Here is a 15,778-nt window from a genome sequence, read left to right on the forward strand (position 1 = left end):
TAACGCTACAGCCCATTAGCAGCAATCACTCTACGACCATTTCTCGGGCATTGAGTTAAAAAAGGATTACCATCCGACTTGCTATGAACTTTTTGCCTATATTTGCGGATACGTTGATACCAGTCGCACTTGACACCAGCATGTGCACTAGCCAGTAACACTCAAGACACTAATCAATAATACAATATCATCTATGAGAAGACTTTCCGTCATCCTATCCAGCCTCTTACTACTCGTAGGGCTTGGATCTTGTCAGCGAGAGTGCTCTGAGGTAGTCCCCGAGGCTACCGACTTGACACTATCTCCCAAGACAGTCACACTGCAGGTCGGAGGCACCCAGCAGCTTACCGCTACCGTCCTGCCAGCAGACCAAACCTTTACCGTCACCTTTACCAGTGACAAGCCTGATGTAGCCACGGTCGATGCCAAGGGACTCATCACAGCGGTCGCTGAGGGCACAGCTCACATCACCGCTCAGGTAGGCAAACTCACACGGCAGTGCATCGTCACCGTCTCTAAGCAAGCTCCCGCAGTGAAGCTAGTGGTCGAGACCACCGCCCTATCTATCAAGAAGGGTGACAACGCTCAGATCAAGTATACAGTTACACCTACCGACACGCCCGTCACCTTCACAAGCGACAAGACCGATATAGCTACTGTCGATGCGCAGGGACTCGTCACAGCAGTCGCTGCTGGTAGTGCGACCGTGACAGTCGCTGCTGCTGGTCAGCAGGCTCTAGTCGCTGTCACCGTCACCGAGGACAATGGCGGCGGTAATACGACTGTCGATAACGAGCTTCCGCTACTCAAATTTGTCATAGAGCAAGACTCTAAGGGTGTCCCAGTCGATGCGGAGGTCATCAAGCATGAGCAGGCCGTGGGGCGCACGATGAAGCCTATCAACATCGGCAAGGGTCCCGATGGCGGTGATCTTATTTTCCCAGGCTTTAGCAATCCCGCTCTGACCATTACGGCTGCCGTCTATAGTCTCAAAACTCAGGCTCGCGAAAATGTGATCATAGCCTTCAGCAAGGAGAGCCTTGCTGAGTGTCCTAGGACGCAAGCTATGCTTACTGACTATGGCTTTGAGAGTCTAAAGAAAGGCCAGCTCGCCAATGGCACCCCCTGCATGGTCGGCACTCTGAGTGATAACTCCAACATCCAAGTAACGATCTATGACAAGCCAAACAGAGACCTGCAGTCTACCCTTCTCATCGAGTTCCTTGAGAAGAGAGAGCTACCCACAGCGCATCCTATCCTCCCGAAGGTCAAGGACTTCCCCGACTATGCTACATTCATAACAGGCGATGTGGCCAAGATCAAGGAGTATGAGAGCACTCTCGGCTTCCGCAACTTTGACACCCAAAAGTCCAATATGGATTATAAGAACCTATACTTCGAGACAAAGCAGGAGTCTATCCCAGAGTCAAACTTCCAGTTCGTATATTATGTCTCCACAAACGATAAGGGGATTAAGTTCATAAACGGCGTCGTAAACGTCATCAAGGGGCCAAAAGACCTAGCGGACCCCAAGCTCAAGGAGTGGTTTACGACGAACGGGTACAGCAAGGACTTTGAGTCACATGCCGACAAAGGCTTTGCCCGTGGTTGGGATGCCTCAGGCAAGATCGTCTGTCAGATCTTTATCAGAGAGGGTATCACATTCCTCCAGATCTTTGAGAAGCAGAAGTCCACGTCAGCTAGCCAGATGCGTCGTCTAGCCTTCGAGCAGTACAAGGCGACATTGGCTCATCCCAAGACAACTCAGTACTACAGGTCCCAGCGCAGTCGCTAAGCTATGGCAGTATATGCCTCATAAGATGACATAGCTGCGATGTCGGGGCTCTTCGTCTGAGCGACCCCACCCGCAGACTAGACGTCTAACAAGCGTTGCAAATCTCCACTGAGGGAATTTCCTCGGTGGAGATTTTTTATGCTCCACATAGGCGCGAATTATTCTTCCGAAGTTTCATTTCATTCTTCCGAAGAGTTTTTCTACACCCACGTGGCTATTTCGAGATTCCTACGTGGGGAGTTGCGATTTTCTACATAGGAATCGAAAAGTTCCTTCCTTGGAACTAAAAAGTTCCAAGAGGGGAACTATTATTGGAACTCGTATCTATACCAAATACAGGACGATACAGCCAGCTCCTCTGTGACGGGTCGTTTCCTCAGAGTACAGAAACAGCACGAGGGTGCGTCAGCTCTCTGACACACCCTCGCGTGAGTCTGCCGTATCTCTATCAGCAGTCTACTCTGTTACGTCTCTATCGCTGAGTTTCTAGGACTGATTGGAAGGTCTGATAGAGTCCCTTCTGCTTGGTCAGTATGCGCTGATTCAAGATCTTGCGGATATCCTGTGAGACAGACTCTCTGAAAGCCTTGCGAGCAGTAGCCGTCTTTAAAGCATGGGTAGCATCTACGATCTGCATCCAGCAGAAAGTCCCATCATAGTCTGTCGGCTGAGCATAGATGAAGCACTGATCGCCATTAGCATTAAAGGCCTCAACGCCCTTATGCTCTGCCACATATCCCTTGTAGTCGGTGAAGCCGTTGGCTGCAAGCCAGTTCTTGACCGCCTCGGAGCGGATCTCTAGCTCGTTGGGGATAGCAAAAACCTGACAGTTGATGTACTGTAGGTCGCCCTGCGAACTGGATTTGCGGATGTAGAAGACCCACTGTAGGTTGGTCTTAGCTATCTGCTCGGGAGTCGTGTCGTAGCTACGGTTGTCGTCAGAAGACTGCTCCCCGTTGAACTTACGGAATCCAAGCTTGTCCTCAAAGGCCTGCAGCGCATCATTGTCTGCCCCCTTGAAGAAGTCTAGCGTCGGGAAGTCCTTAGCCGTCTCGACGACCGGGTGCTCAGTCTTGAACTCTGGGTATCTCTTTTGGTTGATCTGGATGTACATCTTGGTACCTAGATCCTCGTTGACCTCATTGTACATAAAGACTGTCACATCAGGATCGTCCTCCTTGTGGCTCTTGAGGATAATCTTCTCAGCTCCATCACCAGCGACCTCTTTTTCCTCTGTAAAGGGTACAAAGCCCAGCTTGTGAAACATCTCCTTCGTACGATCACACTGCTCCACCGTCTCCTTGCCATAGGCTAGGATGAAGTACTCCTTAGCAGACTGGATACCATAGATGACGCCAGGGATCGTAGGTAGAGCCTTATTGACAAACCCTAGATAGTAGAGGCCCTCAGAGTAGCAGATGTTGCGTGCGACACGACCCAGAGCGTGCTCGTATTGCAAGACCTCCTCATCAATCAGATTGCGAGCCATATCGTATTTGGGATTAAATGCCAACATCGGTAGCTCCTGCTCTGTATTGATCTTTGCTTTTTCTACGGTAACGAGCACAGAGGCCTGCATACCTCCTCCGTGTACCGTTATCTTGGTCGTGCCCTCATGGATAGCTCGCACGAGTCCCTTTGCATTGACAGTGGCGATCTCGGGGTTATCGTTTGAGTAGACGAAGTCTACCTTGAGCTCTTTAGGCTCTTGTAGCACCTCTAGCTGGTAAGTCTGTCCCTCAGCCACAGTGATAGTCTCTGAGGCAAAGGAAAGCTTCGTGAGCTGCCCTCCTGAGACTGGGTCGTCGTCACAAGAGGTCAGGGCAAATAGGGCAATGCCTATTAGCAGGGATAGTAAAGTAGTACGTGACATAGAAACTATTGTATTAAAGGTTGATGTAAATATTCAGACCATCGTAAATACTTGCGCACTGCTAAGGTAGCAAGAATAATCGAAAAGTAGTTTATCTGACAGAAATCTGATGAAAGAGCAGTAGACGGCAATGATTTTGTATCTTTGTGGCGTAATGATTTATAAGAGACTATAGTCGAAGCTATGAACTATGGATATGTCAAGGTAGCGGCCGCTGTGCCCTACGTCAGAGTGGCTGACTGCTACTACAATACAAGCCGCATCAAGGAGATGATCTTCCAAGCGGAGGAGCTGGGCGTAGAGATACTTACGACGCCCGAGCTCTCTATCACGGGGTATACCTGTGGGGATCTCTTTCACCAGTCGTTCCTCCTAGATCAAGCTCAGAAGGCTCTATGCCAGCTAGTCGAGGAGACGGCCGAGACTGACGTGATGGTCATCGTCGGGATGCCGGTCAAGGTGGAGGAGAAGCTCTTCAATGGAGCGGTCGCCTTCCAGCATGGTAAGATCCTCGGAGCGATTCCTAAGACTTATCTACCAAACTATCGAGAGTTTCAAGAGAAGCGCTGGTTCTCTCCCAGTGATTCGCTACAATATAAGACGGTCCAGATGGGTCCCCACACGGTACCCATCGGGCGCAACATCATCTTCAAGTGTGGACAGGTGGGCATCGGTATCGAGATCTGTGAGGATATGTGGACGCCCTTTACGCCTGGCACACGCCTCAGCCTCTATGGAGCACATATCATCTTCAACCTCTCTGCGAGCAATGAGAATGCGGGCAAGCATGACTACCTCCGCTCGCTGATCAGTGGTGCCACGTCGCAGTCTATCTGTGGATACGTCTACGCCTCTAGTGGCTATGGCGAGAGCTCTACCGATCTAGTCTATACGGGCAAGGCGTTTATCGCTGAGGTGGGCAAGATCGTTAAGGAGATGCGTCGCTTTGAGTACAAGGAGCGTATGATCGTGAGCGACATCGACGTGTCTCGTATCCACGGCGAGCGACTGATCAATAGTAGCTTCAAGAGTGCGGTGAATCACTTTACCGATGAGGAGGAGCTGGAGAGTATCCCCTTCACGCTACGCTCTGAGGAGGAGTCACAGCCTATGGATCGCGTCATCGAGCGCAATCCCTTTATGCCTGAGGGGGCAAACCCTGAGGAGCGTTGTCACGAGATGTTTCAGATACAGGTGTGTGGCCTCATACAGCGTCTCAAGCACATGCGTGCGGAGCATGCGGTGATCGGTATCTCGGGCGGACTAGACTCGGCACTAGCTCTACTGGTGACGGCAGAGGCTTTTGACCTCTTGGGCTTGGATCGCAAGCAGATCATTGCAGTGACAATGCCCGGCTTTGGCACCTCTGAGCGCACCTATCGCAACGGTTACACGATGATGCAGGAGCTAGGTGTGACAATCCGTGAGATCGATATCAAGGAGGCGACGGAGCAGCATCTCTCGGCCATCGACTATAAGGGTAATCGGGAGGATGCGACCTTTGAGAATGCTCAGGCACGTGAGCGGACGCAGATATTGATGGATCTGGCCAATATGTACCACGCGCCCGTCATCGGGACGGGAGATCTGTCTGAGATTGCCTTGGGGTGGTGTACATTCAACGGGGACCACATGTCTATGTATGCGGTGAATAGTGGTATCACGAAGACGAGCGTACAGCTGATCGTCGGGTGGTATGCTACGCACAAGGCTGGTGACACGCCACTGGCCACGACGCTACACGACATCGTCGCTACGCCGATTAGCCCAGAGCTACTACCGATCAAGGACACGAAGGCTGGCAGTGAGCAGCAGACGCAGAATCTCGTGGGGCCGTATGAACTACACGACTTCTTTATCTATCACTTCCTACTTGATGGCTTCGAGCCGAAGAAGATCTTTTACCTGGCTAAGGTTGCTTTCGAGGGAGCTTACACACCCCAAGAGATCAAGCACTGGATGGGCGTCTTCTTCAAGCGATTCTTCTCTCAGCAGTTCAAGCGCAATGCGATGCCCGATGGCCCTAAGGTGCAGAGCGTCTCGCTCTCCTCACGTGGCGAGTGGCGCATGCCGAGCGATGCGGTGAGCAGTATGTGGCTCCAGGAGGTGGAGAGCCTAGAAGTATAGAGACGAGAGCGATGATGAGTCAAGAGGAGCGTGCGCAACTGTTGGTGCCGATAGCGGACTTTCTCAAGGAGTTCGAGCAGGCTTTCAAGCGGTCACTACAGAGTGATGCGCCTGTACTATCGCACGCTTTGGAACACTTACAGCACTCCTCGGGCAAGCATATTCGTCCGATCATCGTAGGGCTATGCGCTCAGCTATGCGCAGGACAGACCAGTGCACAGACGATCTCGGCAGCACTGGTCATAGAGCTACTACACACCGCCTCGCTAATTCACGACGATGTCATCGACTGGTCGGACACACGGCGCGGACAGCCTACGCTCAACGCGCTTTACAGCAATCATCAGGCCGTCCTGATGGGAGACTATGTACTCTCGACCGCCTTTCTGGAGATAGTCTCTCGGGAGCACAACCCTGAGATGCTGTGCGTCGTCGCCCAGGCTGGACGCAATCTCTCTATCGGAGAGCTGATGCAGCTATCCCTCTCGAAGGCACACACCTATCGCGAGGAGGACTACTATGCGGTAGTGGATCGTAAGACGGGAGCACTCTTTGAGGCGAGTGCCAAGCTGGGAGCTCTGAGCGTAGATGCGACCGAGGAGCAGGTGAAGCACTGTGCCCGTCTGGGACAATTGATGGGGCGCGCCTTCCAGCTACAGGATGATCTCTTTGATTATGACAAACTCCAAGATGTGGGCAAGCCTACGGGTCACGATTTGATCGAGGGCAAAGTCTCTCTCCCCCTACTCTATGTCCTAAACCATGCGACTCCTACGGAGCGCGACGAGATCATCTCATATCTACAACAACCTATCGAGGCAGACTCTATAGACTACCTCCTCCGCATAGCTCACGAGCGTGGTGGCATCGACTACACAGAGAGGCAGATACAGCAGATTCACCAGGAGGCGATCGACCTGCTCAGGAGCTTCGCGCCAAGTAGTACCAGAGAGACGCTGGAGCGCTTCATCACATTACTAGGAGAGAGACAGAAGTAGCGAACGAGGACTATGGGAGGAGATACGCTCAATTGGATTGACTATATGCTCTTGGGCTGCACAGCGTGGGCACTCTTCAAGGGATTCAAGCAAGGTGTCGTGTCGGCACTGATTGGCGTGCTGGGTATCGCTGTCGGCTATGTGATGGTGCGCTGGATAGGTGTACCCGTAGCACTATGGATCTCTCGCACCTTCGGACTACCCCACGGGGTGGCGGTAATAGGTGCTTATGTAGCGACCTTCTCACTTTCATGCTGGGGCATCGCCTTCCTAGCGCGACCTACGATGAGAGCCATTAAGCGTTCATCGCTCTCAGTTGTCAATAAACTTATGGGAGCGCTCTTTGCGGGAGCCTTCGTCATCATATTCTTTAGCCTTATATTTAATCTAACCGACTTCATACTGCCTCGAGGGGTGCTAGCAGAGCTGCCCGACATCACGACAGAAGCGGGCGAGCCGGCTGAACCTCGACAAGATCAGCGTGACAAGTCTAGACTATACGACCCAGTACGTGGCTTGATCTCATGGGCTGCGCTGGGCGACCTGACCTCTTGGCAGGATAAACAATTAAAGCAACAATCAAGTGAATAGCGAATATAATCCTAAGCAAACGATCCCCACAGCTGCCGAACCAGAGGTGCGTGCGGTGACGCCGACGGGGGAAGATATCCTCGACGACATCACCCAGGGGGACTACAAGTATGGCTTCGTGACCGACGTCCATACGGAAACCATCCCCAAGGGACTCAACGAAGAGGTGGTACGTCTCATCTCGGAGAAGAAAGAAGAGCCCGAATGGCTCCTTGAGTTCCGTCTCAAGGCTTACCATCACTGGCTCACACTCGAGCGACCCGACTGGGCGCACCTCTCGATCCCTGAGATAGACTATCAAGACATTATATACTATGCGGCTCCTCGTCACAAGACTCCCGGAGACGGCACCATAGACCCTGAGATCGAGAAGACCTTTGACAAGCTCGGCATACCGCTCCACGAGCGAGCTATGCTCTCGGGCAATATGGCGGTCGATGCGGTCATGGATAGTGTCTCGGTGAAGACCACCTTCCGCACCAAGCTCAAGGAGCTGGGTATCATCTTCTGCTCTTTCAATGAAGCGGTACGTGAGCACCCGGACCTAGTGCGTAAGTACCTGGGCAAAGTGGTCTCGTCACACGACAACTACTTCGCAGCCCTGAACTCGGCGGTCTTCAGTGATGGCTCTTTTGTCTATATTCCTAAGGGCGTGCGCTGTCCGATGGAGTTGTCGACCTACTTCCGCATCAACGCGGCCAATACGGGACAGTTTGAGCGTACGCTCATCGTGGCAGACGAAGGGGCTTATGTGAGTTACCTAGAGGGTTGCACGGCTCCGATGCGTGACGAGAACCAGCTTCACGCTGCAATCGTCGAGATCATCGCTGAGACCGACGCCGAGGTTAAGTACTCGACAGTTCAGAACTGGTACCCAGGCGACAAGGACGGTCGAGGCGGTATCTACAACTTCGTCACCAAGCGTGGACTGTGCCGTGGCGACCGTAGCAAGATATCTTGGACACAGGTCGAGACAGGATCGGCTATCACCTGGAAGTATCCCAGTTGCATCCTGCGGGGTGACGACTCGGTGGGAGAGTTTTACTCTGTCGCTGTGACCAACAACTACCAGCAGGCAGACACCGGCACGAAGATGATTCATCTCGGACGCAACACCCGCAGCACCATCGTCTCCAAGGGTATCTCCGCCGGTAGTAGCCAAAATAGCTACCGTGGATTGGTCTCCATCGCTGCCTCTGCAGAGAATGCGCGCAACCACTCTCAGTGCGACAGCCTGCTCCTGAGCGACCACTGCGGGGCGCACACCTATCCTTACGCAGATATACGCAATGACTCTGCCGTCGTGGAGCATGAGGCGACCACCTCTAAGATCAATGAGGATCAGCTCTTCTACTGCAACCAGCGTGGCATCACTACCGAGGAGGCGGTCGGTCTGATCGTCAACGGCTATGCCCGTGAGGTGATGAGCAAGCTCCCGATGGAGTTTGCCGTTGAGGCGCAAAAGCTCCTCTCCGTAACCCTCGAGGGAAGCGTCGGCTAGCACGACCCCGCTACACATTATATAGATACAGATTACACACTACTATGAGCAACGTAATACTCGACATAAAGAATCTTCACGCCAACATAGGCGACAAAGAAATACTCAAAGGGATCAACCTCACTATCCGTGAGGGTGAGACACACGCTATCATGGGCCCCAACGGAAGTGGCAAGAGTACCCTCTCCTCTGTCCTCGTAGGGCACCCCGCCTTTACCGTAACCTCTGGCGAAGTCACTTATCTCGGTCAGGACTTGCTGGCCATGGACGCAGTCGAGCGAGCACACGCTGGACTCTTCCTCAGCTTCCAGTACCCCGTAGAGATACCGGGAGTGAGCATGGTCAACTTCATGCGCTCAGCACTCAACGAGCGTCGTAAGACTCAAGGCGAAAAGCCAATGCCCGCCGGCGAGTTCCTCAAGATGCTAAAAGAAAAGCGCGAGGTGGTCGGTCTTGACGACCGTCTCCTCAAGCGTTCAGTCAATGAGGGCTTCTCTGGTGGCGAGAAGAAGCGCAACGAGATCTTTCAGATGGCAGTCCTCGAGCCACGTCTCTCGATACTCGATGAGACCGACAGCGGACTAGACATTGACGCTCTGCGAGCCGTCGCACACGGAGTCAACACGCTCCAGCGTCCAGACAGTGCTTGCGTCGTCATCACCCACTACCAGCGACTGCTAGACTACATCAAGCCTCAGTTTGTCCACATTCTGTACAAGGGTCGGATCGTCACATCGGGCGGACCTGAGCTAGCCCTCAGACTAGAGGACGAGGGGTACGACTGGATCAAAGAAGAGGTAGCTAAAGAGGAGAAGCAATGAGTCCACGTAAGCAACCACCCACCGCACACCTGCAGTATCTAGACCTTTATCAGTCTCAGCAGGCATACATTGCGCAGCACAGCCTTCCTGTGCTACAAGCGCAGCGTGCCACCGCTCAGGAGGCTCTGAGCGAGTACGCCCTACCCCAGCTCGGCATGGAGGATTGGCAGCGCACGGATGTCGAGGCACTCTATGCTCCCGACTACGGGATCAACCTTCAGGAGCTAGACCTAGCTCCCGCAGGGCATAAGCAGCTCCCGCAGTATAGCTGTGACCTTTCGGTCAATGAGCTCACCATCAAGGCGAGTGCACTCAACAGCAACTACCTCTACACCCACTACGCCAACCAAAAGCGCAAGCTCCCCGAAGGGATCTTCGTCGGCTCTATCAAGGAGTTCGTCAAGGAGCACCCCGACCTAGCGGAGCGTTACTACGGGCAGATAGCCGAGGTAGACACCGACGGCACCATCGCACTCAACACGCTCTTCGTGCAGGACGCCTTCGTCCTCTACGTACCCGACGGCATGCAGCTCGAGCAGCCCGTGCAGCTCGTCCAGCTACTCCACGCCCAGGAGCCACTCCTCTGCATTCGTCGCTGGCTCATCATCATCGAGGAGCGTGCCAAAGCATCTGTCCTTGTCTGCGACCACACGATAGATCGTACTAACTTCCTCGTCAACCAAGTGGCTGAGATCTTCGTCGGTGATGGCGCTCAGCTCAAGCTCTTCGACATGGAGGAGAATAGCCACCAGACGCACCGCACCTGCGCCTACTTCCTGCGCCAGGGAGCAGAGAGCCAAGTGACCCTCGCCGCCTATACGCTCAATAATGGTGTAACGCGCAATAGCTTCCGGACACGCTTCCTCGGGGAGCATGCCGAGCAGATACTAGGCGGAGTCGCTGTGACCAATGGCACACAGCATGTCGACACATTCACACGTGTCGAACATATCAAGCCCAAGTGTCATAGCACGCAGCTCTTTAAGAACCTCCTCGAGGAGCAATCCACGGGAGCCTTCTCAGGGCGCATCTTCGTGGCGCAGTCGGCACAGCAGACCGAAGCTTACCAGAGCAACCGCAACATGCTCCTCTCGCCCGGGGCTCGCATGTACAGCAAGCCTCAGCTAGAGATCTATGCCGACGACGTCCAGTGTTCGCACGGTATGGCTACGGGACACCTCGACGAGCAGGCACTCTTTTACATGATGCAGCGAGGCATCCCCGAGCATGAGGCACGGGTCATGCTGAGCGTTGCTTTCGTCAGAGATGTCATAGACCTCATGCCCCTAGAGGATTTACAGGACCGCGTCGAGAGCATCGTACGCAATCGTCTCCTCGGCAAAGAGCCGACACACTGCAGCCAGTGTGGCAAGCTGATCTTCTAACACGCGCTATACTATCGTAATGAGATCTCGCTGGAGACTACACCTCGTGATGCTTTGCGTCACCATTATCTTTGGAATAAATGGGCCCTTCACCAAGGCACTCCTTGGTGGGGGGCTCACTCCATATACACACATGTTCTGTCGCTTCCTAGGTGCCACGATACTCTTTTGGATCGCTTCGATCTGGGCGCCACGAGAGCGCATCGATCGCAAGGATTGGGGTAAAATGACCTTAGCCTCGCTGACCGGTATCTTCTTCAACCAAGGGCTCTTTGCCATAGGCATGTCAATGACCTCGCCTGTCAATCAGTCACTCGTTGCCACATTAGGGCCCATCGTCACCATGCTCCTCGCAGCTGTCGTACTCAAGGAACCGATCACACGGCTCAAGGGGATCGGCGTACTCATCGGGGCCTCAGGAGCCCTGCTCCTCATATCTACCAACGGCTCCTCCACCGTAGGCTCTACGCTAGGCGACTTGATCTGCGCCACAGCAACCGTCTCCTACGCCATCTACCTAACTTCCTTCAAGACACTCATACAAAAGTACCACCCGGTTACCTTGATGAAGTGGCTCTTTGTCATCTCCCTCCTCGGATCCGCTCCGATGGGCGTACGTGACATGATACGCACCGAGTGGAGCACCTTCGATGCGACCTTCTACGGGCAGCTAGCCTTCGTCGTCGTGGGCGCCACCTTTGTCGCCTACCTTTTACTGCTCTTCGCACAGCGAGGCTTGCGCCCTACCGTCGTCAGCATCTACAACTACGGCATCCCCGTCATCGCCTCGATGCTGGCCGTCATGATGGGTCAAGACCAACTCACACTCACCAAAGTAGCCTCCGCTATCCTCATCCTGCTCGGGGTCTTTATGGTAACCCGCAGCAAAAGCCGCCAGCAACTCCTCCGCGAGCAGCTCAGCAACGAGTAGCCCCCTTCGAGGCTCTCGCAAGAAAACACGCGATCCGATATAACCGCCACGTAGGAAATCCAAATTCCTATGTGGCGATTCTGTTTTTATTGCTGTCCGATTACTCGATTTCGACCAATCTACAGTTTCCTTCGTATGAAACTCTAGTTTCTCACCTATAAAACTTTAGTTTCACGCTGACGAACAAACAGTTAGCTTACTTCTGCAGGGCAACTTACTCGATTTCCCCTCAAAAAACTTTCGGACAGCAATATTTATAGTCTCAGTTGGCAGGGCTGACGCATTATAATCGCCTTTTCAGACGAAACTCATTAGCGACAAGCGAGAGGATAGATGAGGTTACCATATATAATGTGTCACCTCTGCCATCTAATCTCTTCGATCTCTAATCTCTAACTTCTAACCTCTAATCTCTATTTACATATCTTTACGGGGAGATTCGTCCGATCCCATCCTTTCTTGAATATCCACGTGGACATTTTTTATTTTCCACGTGGGCGTCAAAAAATTCCTCCGAAGTTTCATTTGATTCCTCCGAAGTTTCATTTGATTCTTCCGAAGTTTTATTTCGCGCCCACGTGAAGAATTTTCCTTTTCCACGTGGGTATTTCAAAATCCCCACGTGGAAATCAGTTTTCCTCGACACAGTGTCGTTTCTATATGTAGCCAGCTCTAAATTATCGTAACCAACCGACGTCAAATTTGCCCAGCCCGTGTCGACGCCTCATAATCGCTCCGTCAGGAGCTACACATGAACGACAAGCGAGGCATATAGCGGTAGATGAACTCATCGTATATAATGCGTCAGCCCTGAAGGAGAAGTGGAGGGGCAGTGGCTGATCGTGTGATTTCATTACCTTTGTATCGGTGTGGCTGTCACTGATGAGTCGCACTCTACTGCTCAGCAGATCCTATGGCACAAGATCTACACGACAAGACTACCGATGGGCACATGCCGTCGTCTCGCTCACAGCGTATCGCTCGCAATACGCTCTTTCTCTTTGTGCGCATGGCGGTGGTCACCCTTCTCTCCCTCTACATCTCCCGTGTACTCCTGGCTGCACTCGGCGTGGAGGACTTCGGCATCTACCAGGTGGTGGGGAGCTTGGTGACGGCCTTTGGCTTTATCAATGGAGCGATGGTCTCCGCGACACAGCGCTTCTACTCCTACGAGCTGGGTCGAAGCAACTACCCAGGCGTAGGGCGCATCTACAGTGTCTCGATCGTGGTCCAGTTACTGTTGGTCTTGCTCGTATGCGCTATCGCCATCCCCTTCGGTCTATGGTACGTACCCAACAACCTCGTGGCACCGCCCGAACGTATGACGGTGGCACTGTGGATCTATTTTATATCCTTGGGGACCTTTGTGGTCAATATGCTGCTCACTCCGTTCCAAAGCCTCATCGTCTCACACGAGCGGATGAATCTCTTTGCTCTGCTCAGCATCGTAGACATCGCTCTGCGGCTTGGTGCCGTGCTGCTCCTCAAGAGCTATGCTGGCGACCAACTCCTCCTCTACCCGATCCTACTTCTTGCCGTCAGCGGCGTGATGGCACTCTGCTATGTGGGGAGCACGAGACGACTCTTTCGTCAGGTACACTTCCGCTGGGTACGAGACCGGTCTGCCTATCGCGAGATACTTGCCTACTCGGGGTGGAATCTCTTTGGCAATCTAGCTGCTGTGGCGCAGACGCAGGGTATCAACATCGTCTACAACTACTTCTTCGGACCACTGCTGAACGCTGCTTTTGGCATTGTCAACTCGGTACGCAGTGCGCTGATTAGCTTTTCTAATAACTACCAGATGGCGGCTAATCCGCAGATCATCAAGTCGTACGCGGCTGCCGAGTATGGCTACCTCCACAAGCTCATTTGCGCCAGTGCTAAGATTTCCTACCTGCTGATGCTTTGCGTGGTAATACCCTTTGCGCTAGACCTCGATTTACTGCTGCGCTTATGGTTGGTCAAGCCGCCTGAGTATGCTTCGCTACTGCTCCAGCTGACGCTCATCGTAATGCTCATAGAGAGCCTCTCGGGAGCGCTGATGACAGGCATCCAAGCGACAGGACGTGTGCGCACTTACCAAGTGTTGGTCGGGGGGATGATCATCATGATCCTACCGCTCTCTATGCTCGCCTTTTGGCTGGGTGCCCCTCCTGAGTACTCGGTATACATTAATATAGTAGTCTCTATATCGTGCCTGGCGGTGCGACTGGCACTCTCCTATAAGTATCACGCGCTAGGCGTCGGCTACTACCTCAAGCGTGTGGTGCTACCCATCTTACCACCGACCATCGTCATGCTACTAGGTGCTTACCTCTATCGGCGCCTACTCCCATACGTTGGCTCTATCTGGGGACTCTTGGTAGCCTCGATCTTACTCGGCGGGCTGTGTGTCGTGGTGATCCTAACACTCTCGCTGACAGCCGAAGAGAGACAACTCGTCAAGGGCTATCTGCATCTCTCCAAAAGGCGACAGGCCCCAAACGACTGACTAGACTAAGCAAAATGACGACAAAACGGATCCATATACTGACGCACCCCCTAGGGGCCAACTATGGCGGTATCATGCAGGCGTATGCGTTGCAACAGGCCTTGCGTAAGATGGGTTATGAGCCTGTAACGCTAGACATCCCCTTCGACCGACGCTCTCCGCTAAGGCGATGGGCTAAGTCACGACTCCTAGCACTAACGCATATACCCTACGACCAGTCTAAGCGATCGGAGCGTACTGTACTGCAGCACACAGCACGCTTCGTAGAGCAGCACATCACGCTCTCGCCACCACTCCGCAGTGACACAGAGCTACGGGAGTACTACCGCCAGCAGCCCGCCCATGCTTATATCGTGGGGAGTGATCAGGTGTGGCGACAGGAGTTCGTTCCGATGCTCGACGACTACTTCTTTCGCTTCATTCCCGAGACAGACGATGTGCGACGGATCGCCTACGCCGCCTCCTTTGGCGTGGATCCGATCGACATTGCTCCCGAGCGAACGGCTCTTTACAGCGATCTCTTGAGCCACTTTGTGGCGATCTCCGTGCGTGAGCACTCTGCTGTGCCGATTTTGGAGCAGCGGTTTGGTGCTTCAGCGCAGTGGGTGCTAGACCCGACGATGCTCCTCACGAGGGATGAGTATATCGACCTATTAGGATTGCGGGTGGAGCCTTCGAGCGAGGTCTTTGCCTATATGCTTACCGACACACCTCACAAGGAGGCGCTTGCCCAGCAGGTAGCAGAGGCGCAGCATACCACCTACCGCCTCTTCTCGCCGTGGCGGCACTGGAGCGCACGAGGCGGGAGTCTAGAGGCGTGCATCTTACCTCCCGTAGAGGCCTGGCTCGAGGGGATCCTCAACGCTCGGTGTGTGGTGACAGACTCCTTTCATGGGGTGGCCTTCTCGCTCATCTTTGGCAAGCCTTTTGTCGCTATCGTCAATAACCGTGGCGGCTGCAGTCGCTTTGACTCGCTTATCAAGGTTTTCGGCTTGGAGAGCCATCAGGAGGGAGCGTACGAACTAGTCAGCTCGCCTCAGCTCTACGATGTAAAAGCTATAGCGCAGACGATGGCGCAACATCGTGCAGACTCTACGGACTTCCTACAGACCGCCTTAAAGTAAAGGAGTGCCTTATTTGTCACGAGAAGAGTCTCTTGAACCACTATTTATACGTATCTTTGCCCTTGCTAAAATAGATAATATAGTAACCAACTGAAGGGAAAAGCTTTCGAAGTGAGAGAAAAGAGCTTTGCCCTGTCT

11 protein-coding genes are annotated in these 15,778 nt (G+C 53.3%); 10 read left to right on the forward strand and 1 reads right to left on the reverse strand.

The features are described 5' to 3' along the window. The first annotated feature begins 193 nt into the window (after positions 1-193). On the forward strand, positions 194-1,795 hold the full coding sequence (locus Q2J34_RS00130) for an Ig-like domain-containing protein (RefSeq protein ID WP_300968948.1): 1,602 nt from the start codon (positions 194-196) through the stop codon (positions 1,793-1,795). Positions 1,796-2,267: 472 nt separating this feature from the next. Here Q2J34_RS00130 and Q2J34_RS00135 read toward each other — a convergent pair whose 3' ends face one another. After that, positions 2,268-3,668, reverse strand: a complete 1,401-nt coding sequence (locus Q2J34_RS00135; RefSeq protein WP_300968949.1) for an Ig-like domain-containing protein — start codon at positions 3,666-3,668, stop codon at positions 2,268-2,270. 183 nt (positions 3,669-3,851) lie between these two features. Between Q2J34_RS00135 and Q2J34_RS00140 the strand changes: the two genes are divergently transcribed. From Q2J34_RS00140 to Q2J34_RS00180, 9 genes are all read left to right on the forward strand, one after another. Further along, entirely contained in the window at positions 3,852-5,795 is a 1,944-nt protein-coding gene (locus tag Q2J34_RS00140) for an NAD(+) synthase (protein WP_300968950.1), read from the forward strand. 11 nt (positions 5,796-5,806) lie between these two features. Continuing rightward, the gene (locus Q2J34_RS00145) at positions 5,807-6,793 is read left to right on the forward strand and encodes a polyprenyl synthetase family protein (RefSeq protein ID WP_298888990.1); all 987 of its coding nucleotides are present in this window, start codon (positions 5,807-5,809) and stop codon (positions 6,791-6,793) included. A gap of 12 nt (positions 6,794-6,805) precedes the next feature. Next, the gene (locus Q2J34_RS00150) at positions 6,806-7,384 is read left to right on the forward strand and encodes a CvpA family protein (RefSeq protein WP_298631151.1); all 579 of its coding nucleotides are present in this window, start codon (positions 6,806-6,808) and stop codon (positions 7,382-7,384) included. A 46-nt stretch (positions 7,385-7,430) separates the two neighbouring features. Then, entirely contained in the window at positions 7,431-8,885 is a 1,455-nt protein-coding gene (gene sufB, locus Q2J34_RS00155) for a Fe-S cluster assembly protein SufB (protein WP_298889028.1), read from the forward strand. A 56-nt stretch (positions 8,886-8,941) separates the two neighbouring features. Next, complete coding sequence (gene sufC, locus Q2J34_RS00160; protein WP_027451393.1) at positions 8,942-9,706, forward strand: Fe-S cluster assembly ATPase SufC; 765 nt, start codon at positions 8,942-8,944, stop codon at positions 9,704-9,706. Next, positions 9,703-11,091: a Fe-S cluster assembly protein SufD gene (gene sufD / locus Q2J34_RS00165; protein ID WP_298888987.1), complete on the forward strand. Its 1,389-nt coding sequence runs from the start codon at positions 9,703-9,705 to the stop codon at positions 11,089-11,091. The genes sufC and sufD overlap by 4 nt, the downstream gene beginning before the upstream one ends. Before the next feature lie 19 nt (positions 11,092-11,110). Next, on the forward strand, positions 11,111-12,022 hold the full coding sequence (locus Q2J34_RS00170; RefSeq protein WP_298888985.1) for a DMT family transporter: 912 nt from the start codon (positions 11,111-11,113) through the stop codon (positions 12,020-12,022). 913 nt (positions 12,023-12,935) lie between these two features. Continuing rightward, complete coding sequence (locus Q2J34_RS00175; RefSeq protein ID WP_300968951.1) at positions 12,936-14,516, forward strand: lipopolysaccharide biosynthesis protein; 1,581 nt, start codon at positions 12,936-12,938, stop codon at positions 14,514-14,516. Positions 14,517-14,530: 14 nt separating this feature from the next. Then, a complete protein-coding gene (locus tag Q2J34_RS00180; protein WP_300968952.1) occupies positions 14,531-15,640 on the forward strand; it encodes a polysaccharide pyruvyl transferase family protein in 1,110 nt (369 codons plus the stop codon). Positions 15,641-15,778 lie beyond the last annotated feature (138 nt).

This window comes from Porphyromonas vaginalis (assembly GCF_958301595.1).
GTDB classification, from domain to species: domain Bacteria; phylum Bacteroidota; class Bacteroidia; order Bacteroidales; family Porphyromonadaceae; genus Porphyromonas; species Porphyromonas vaginalis.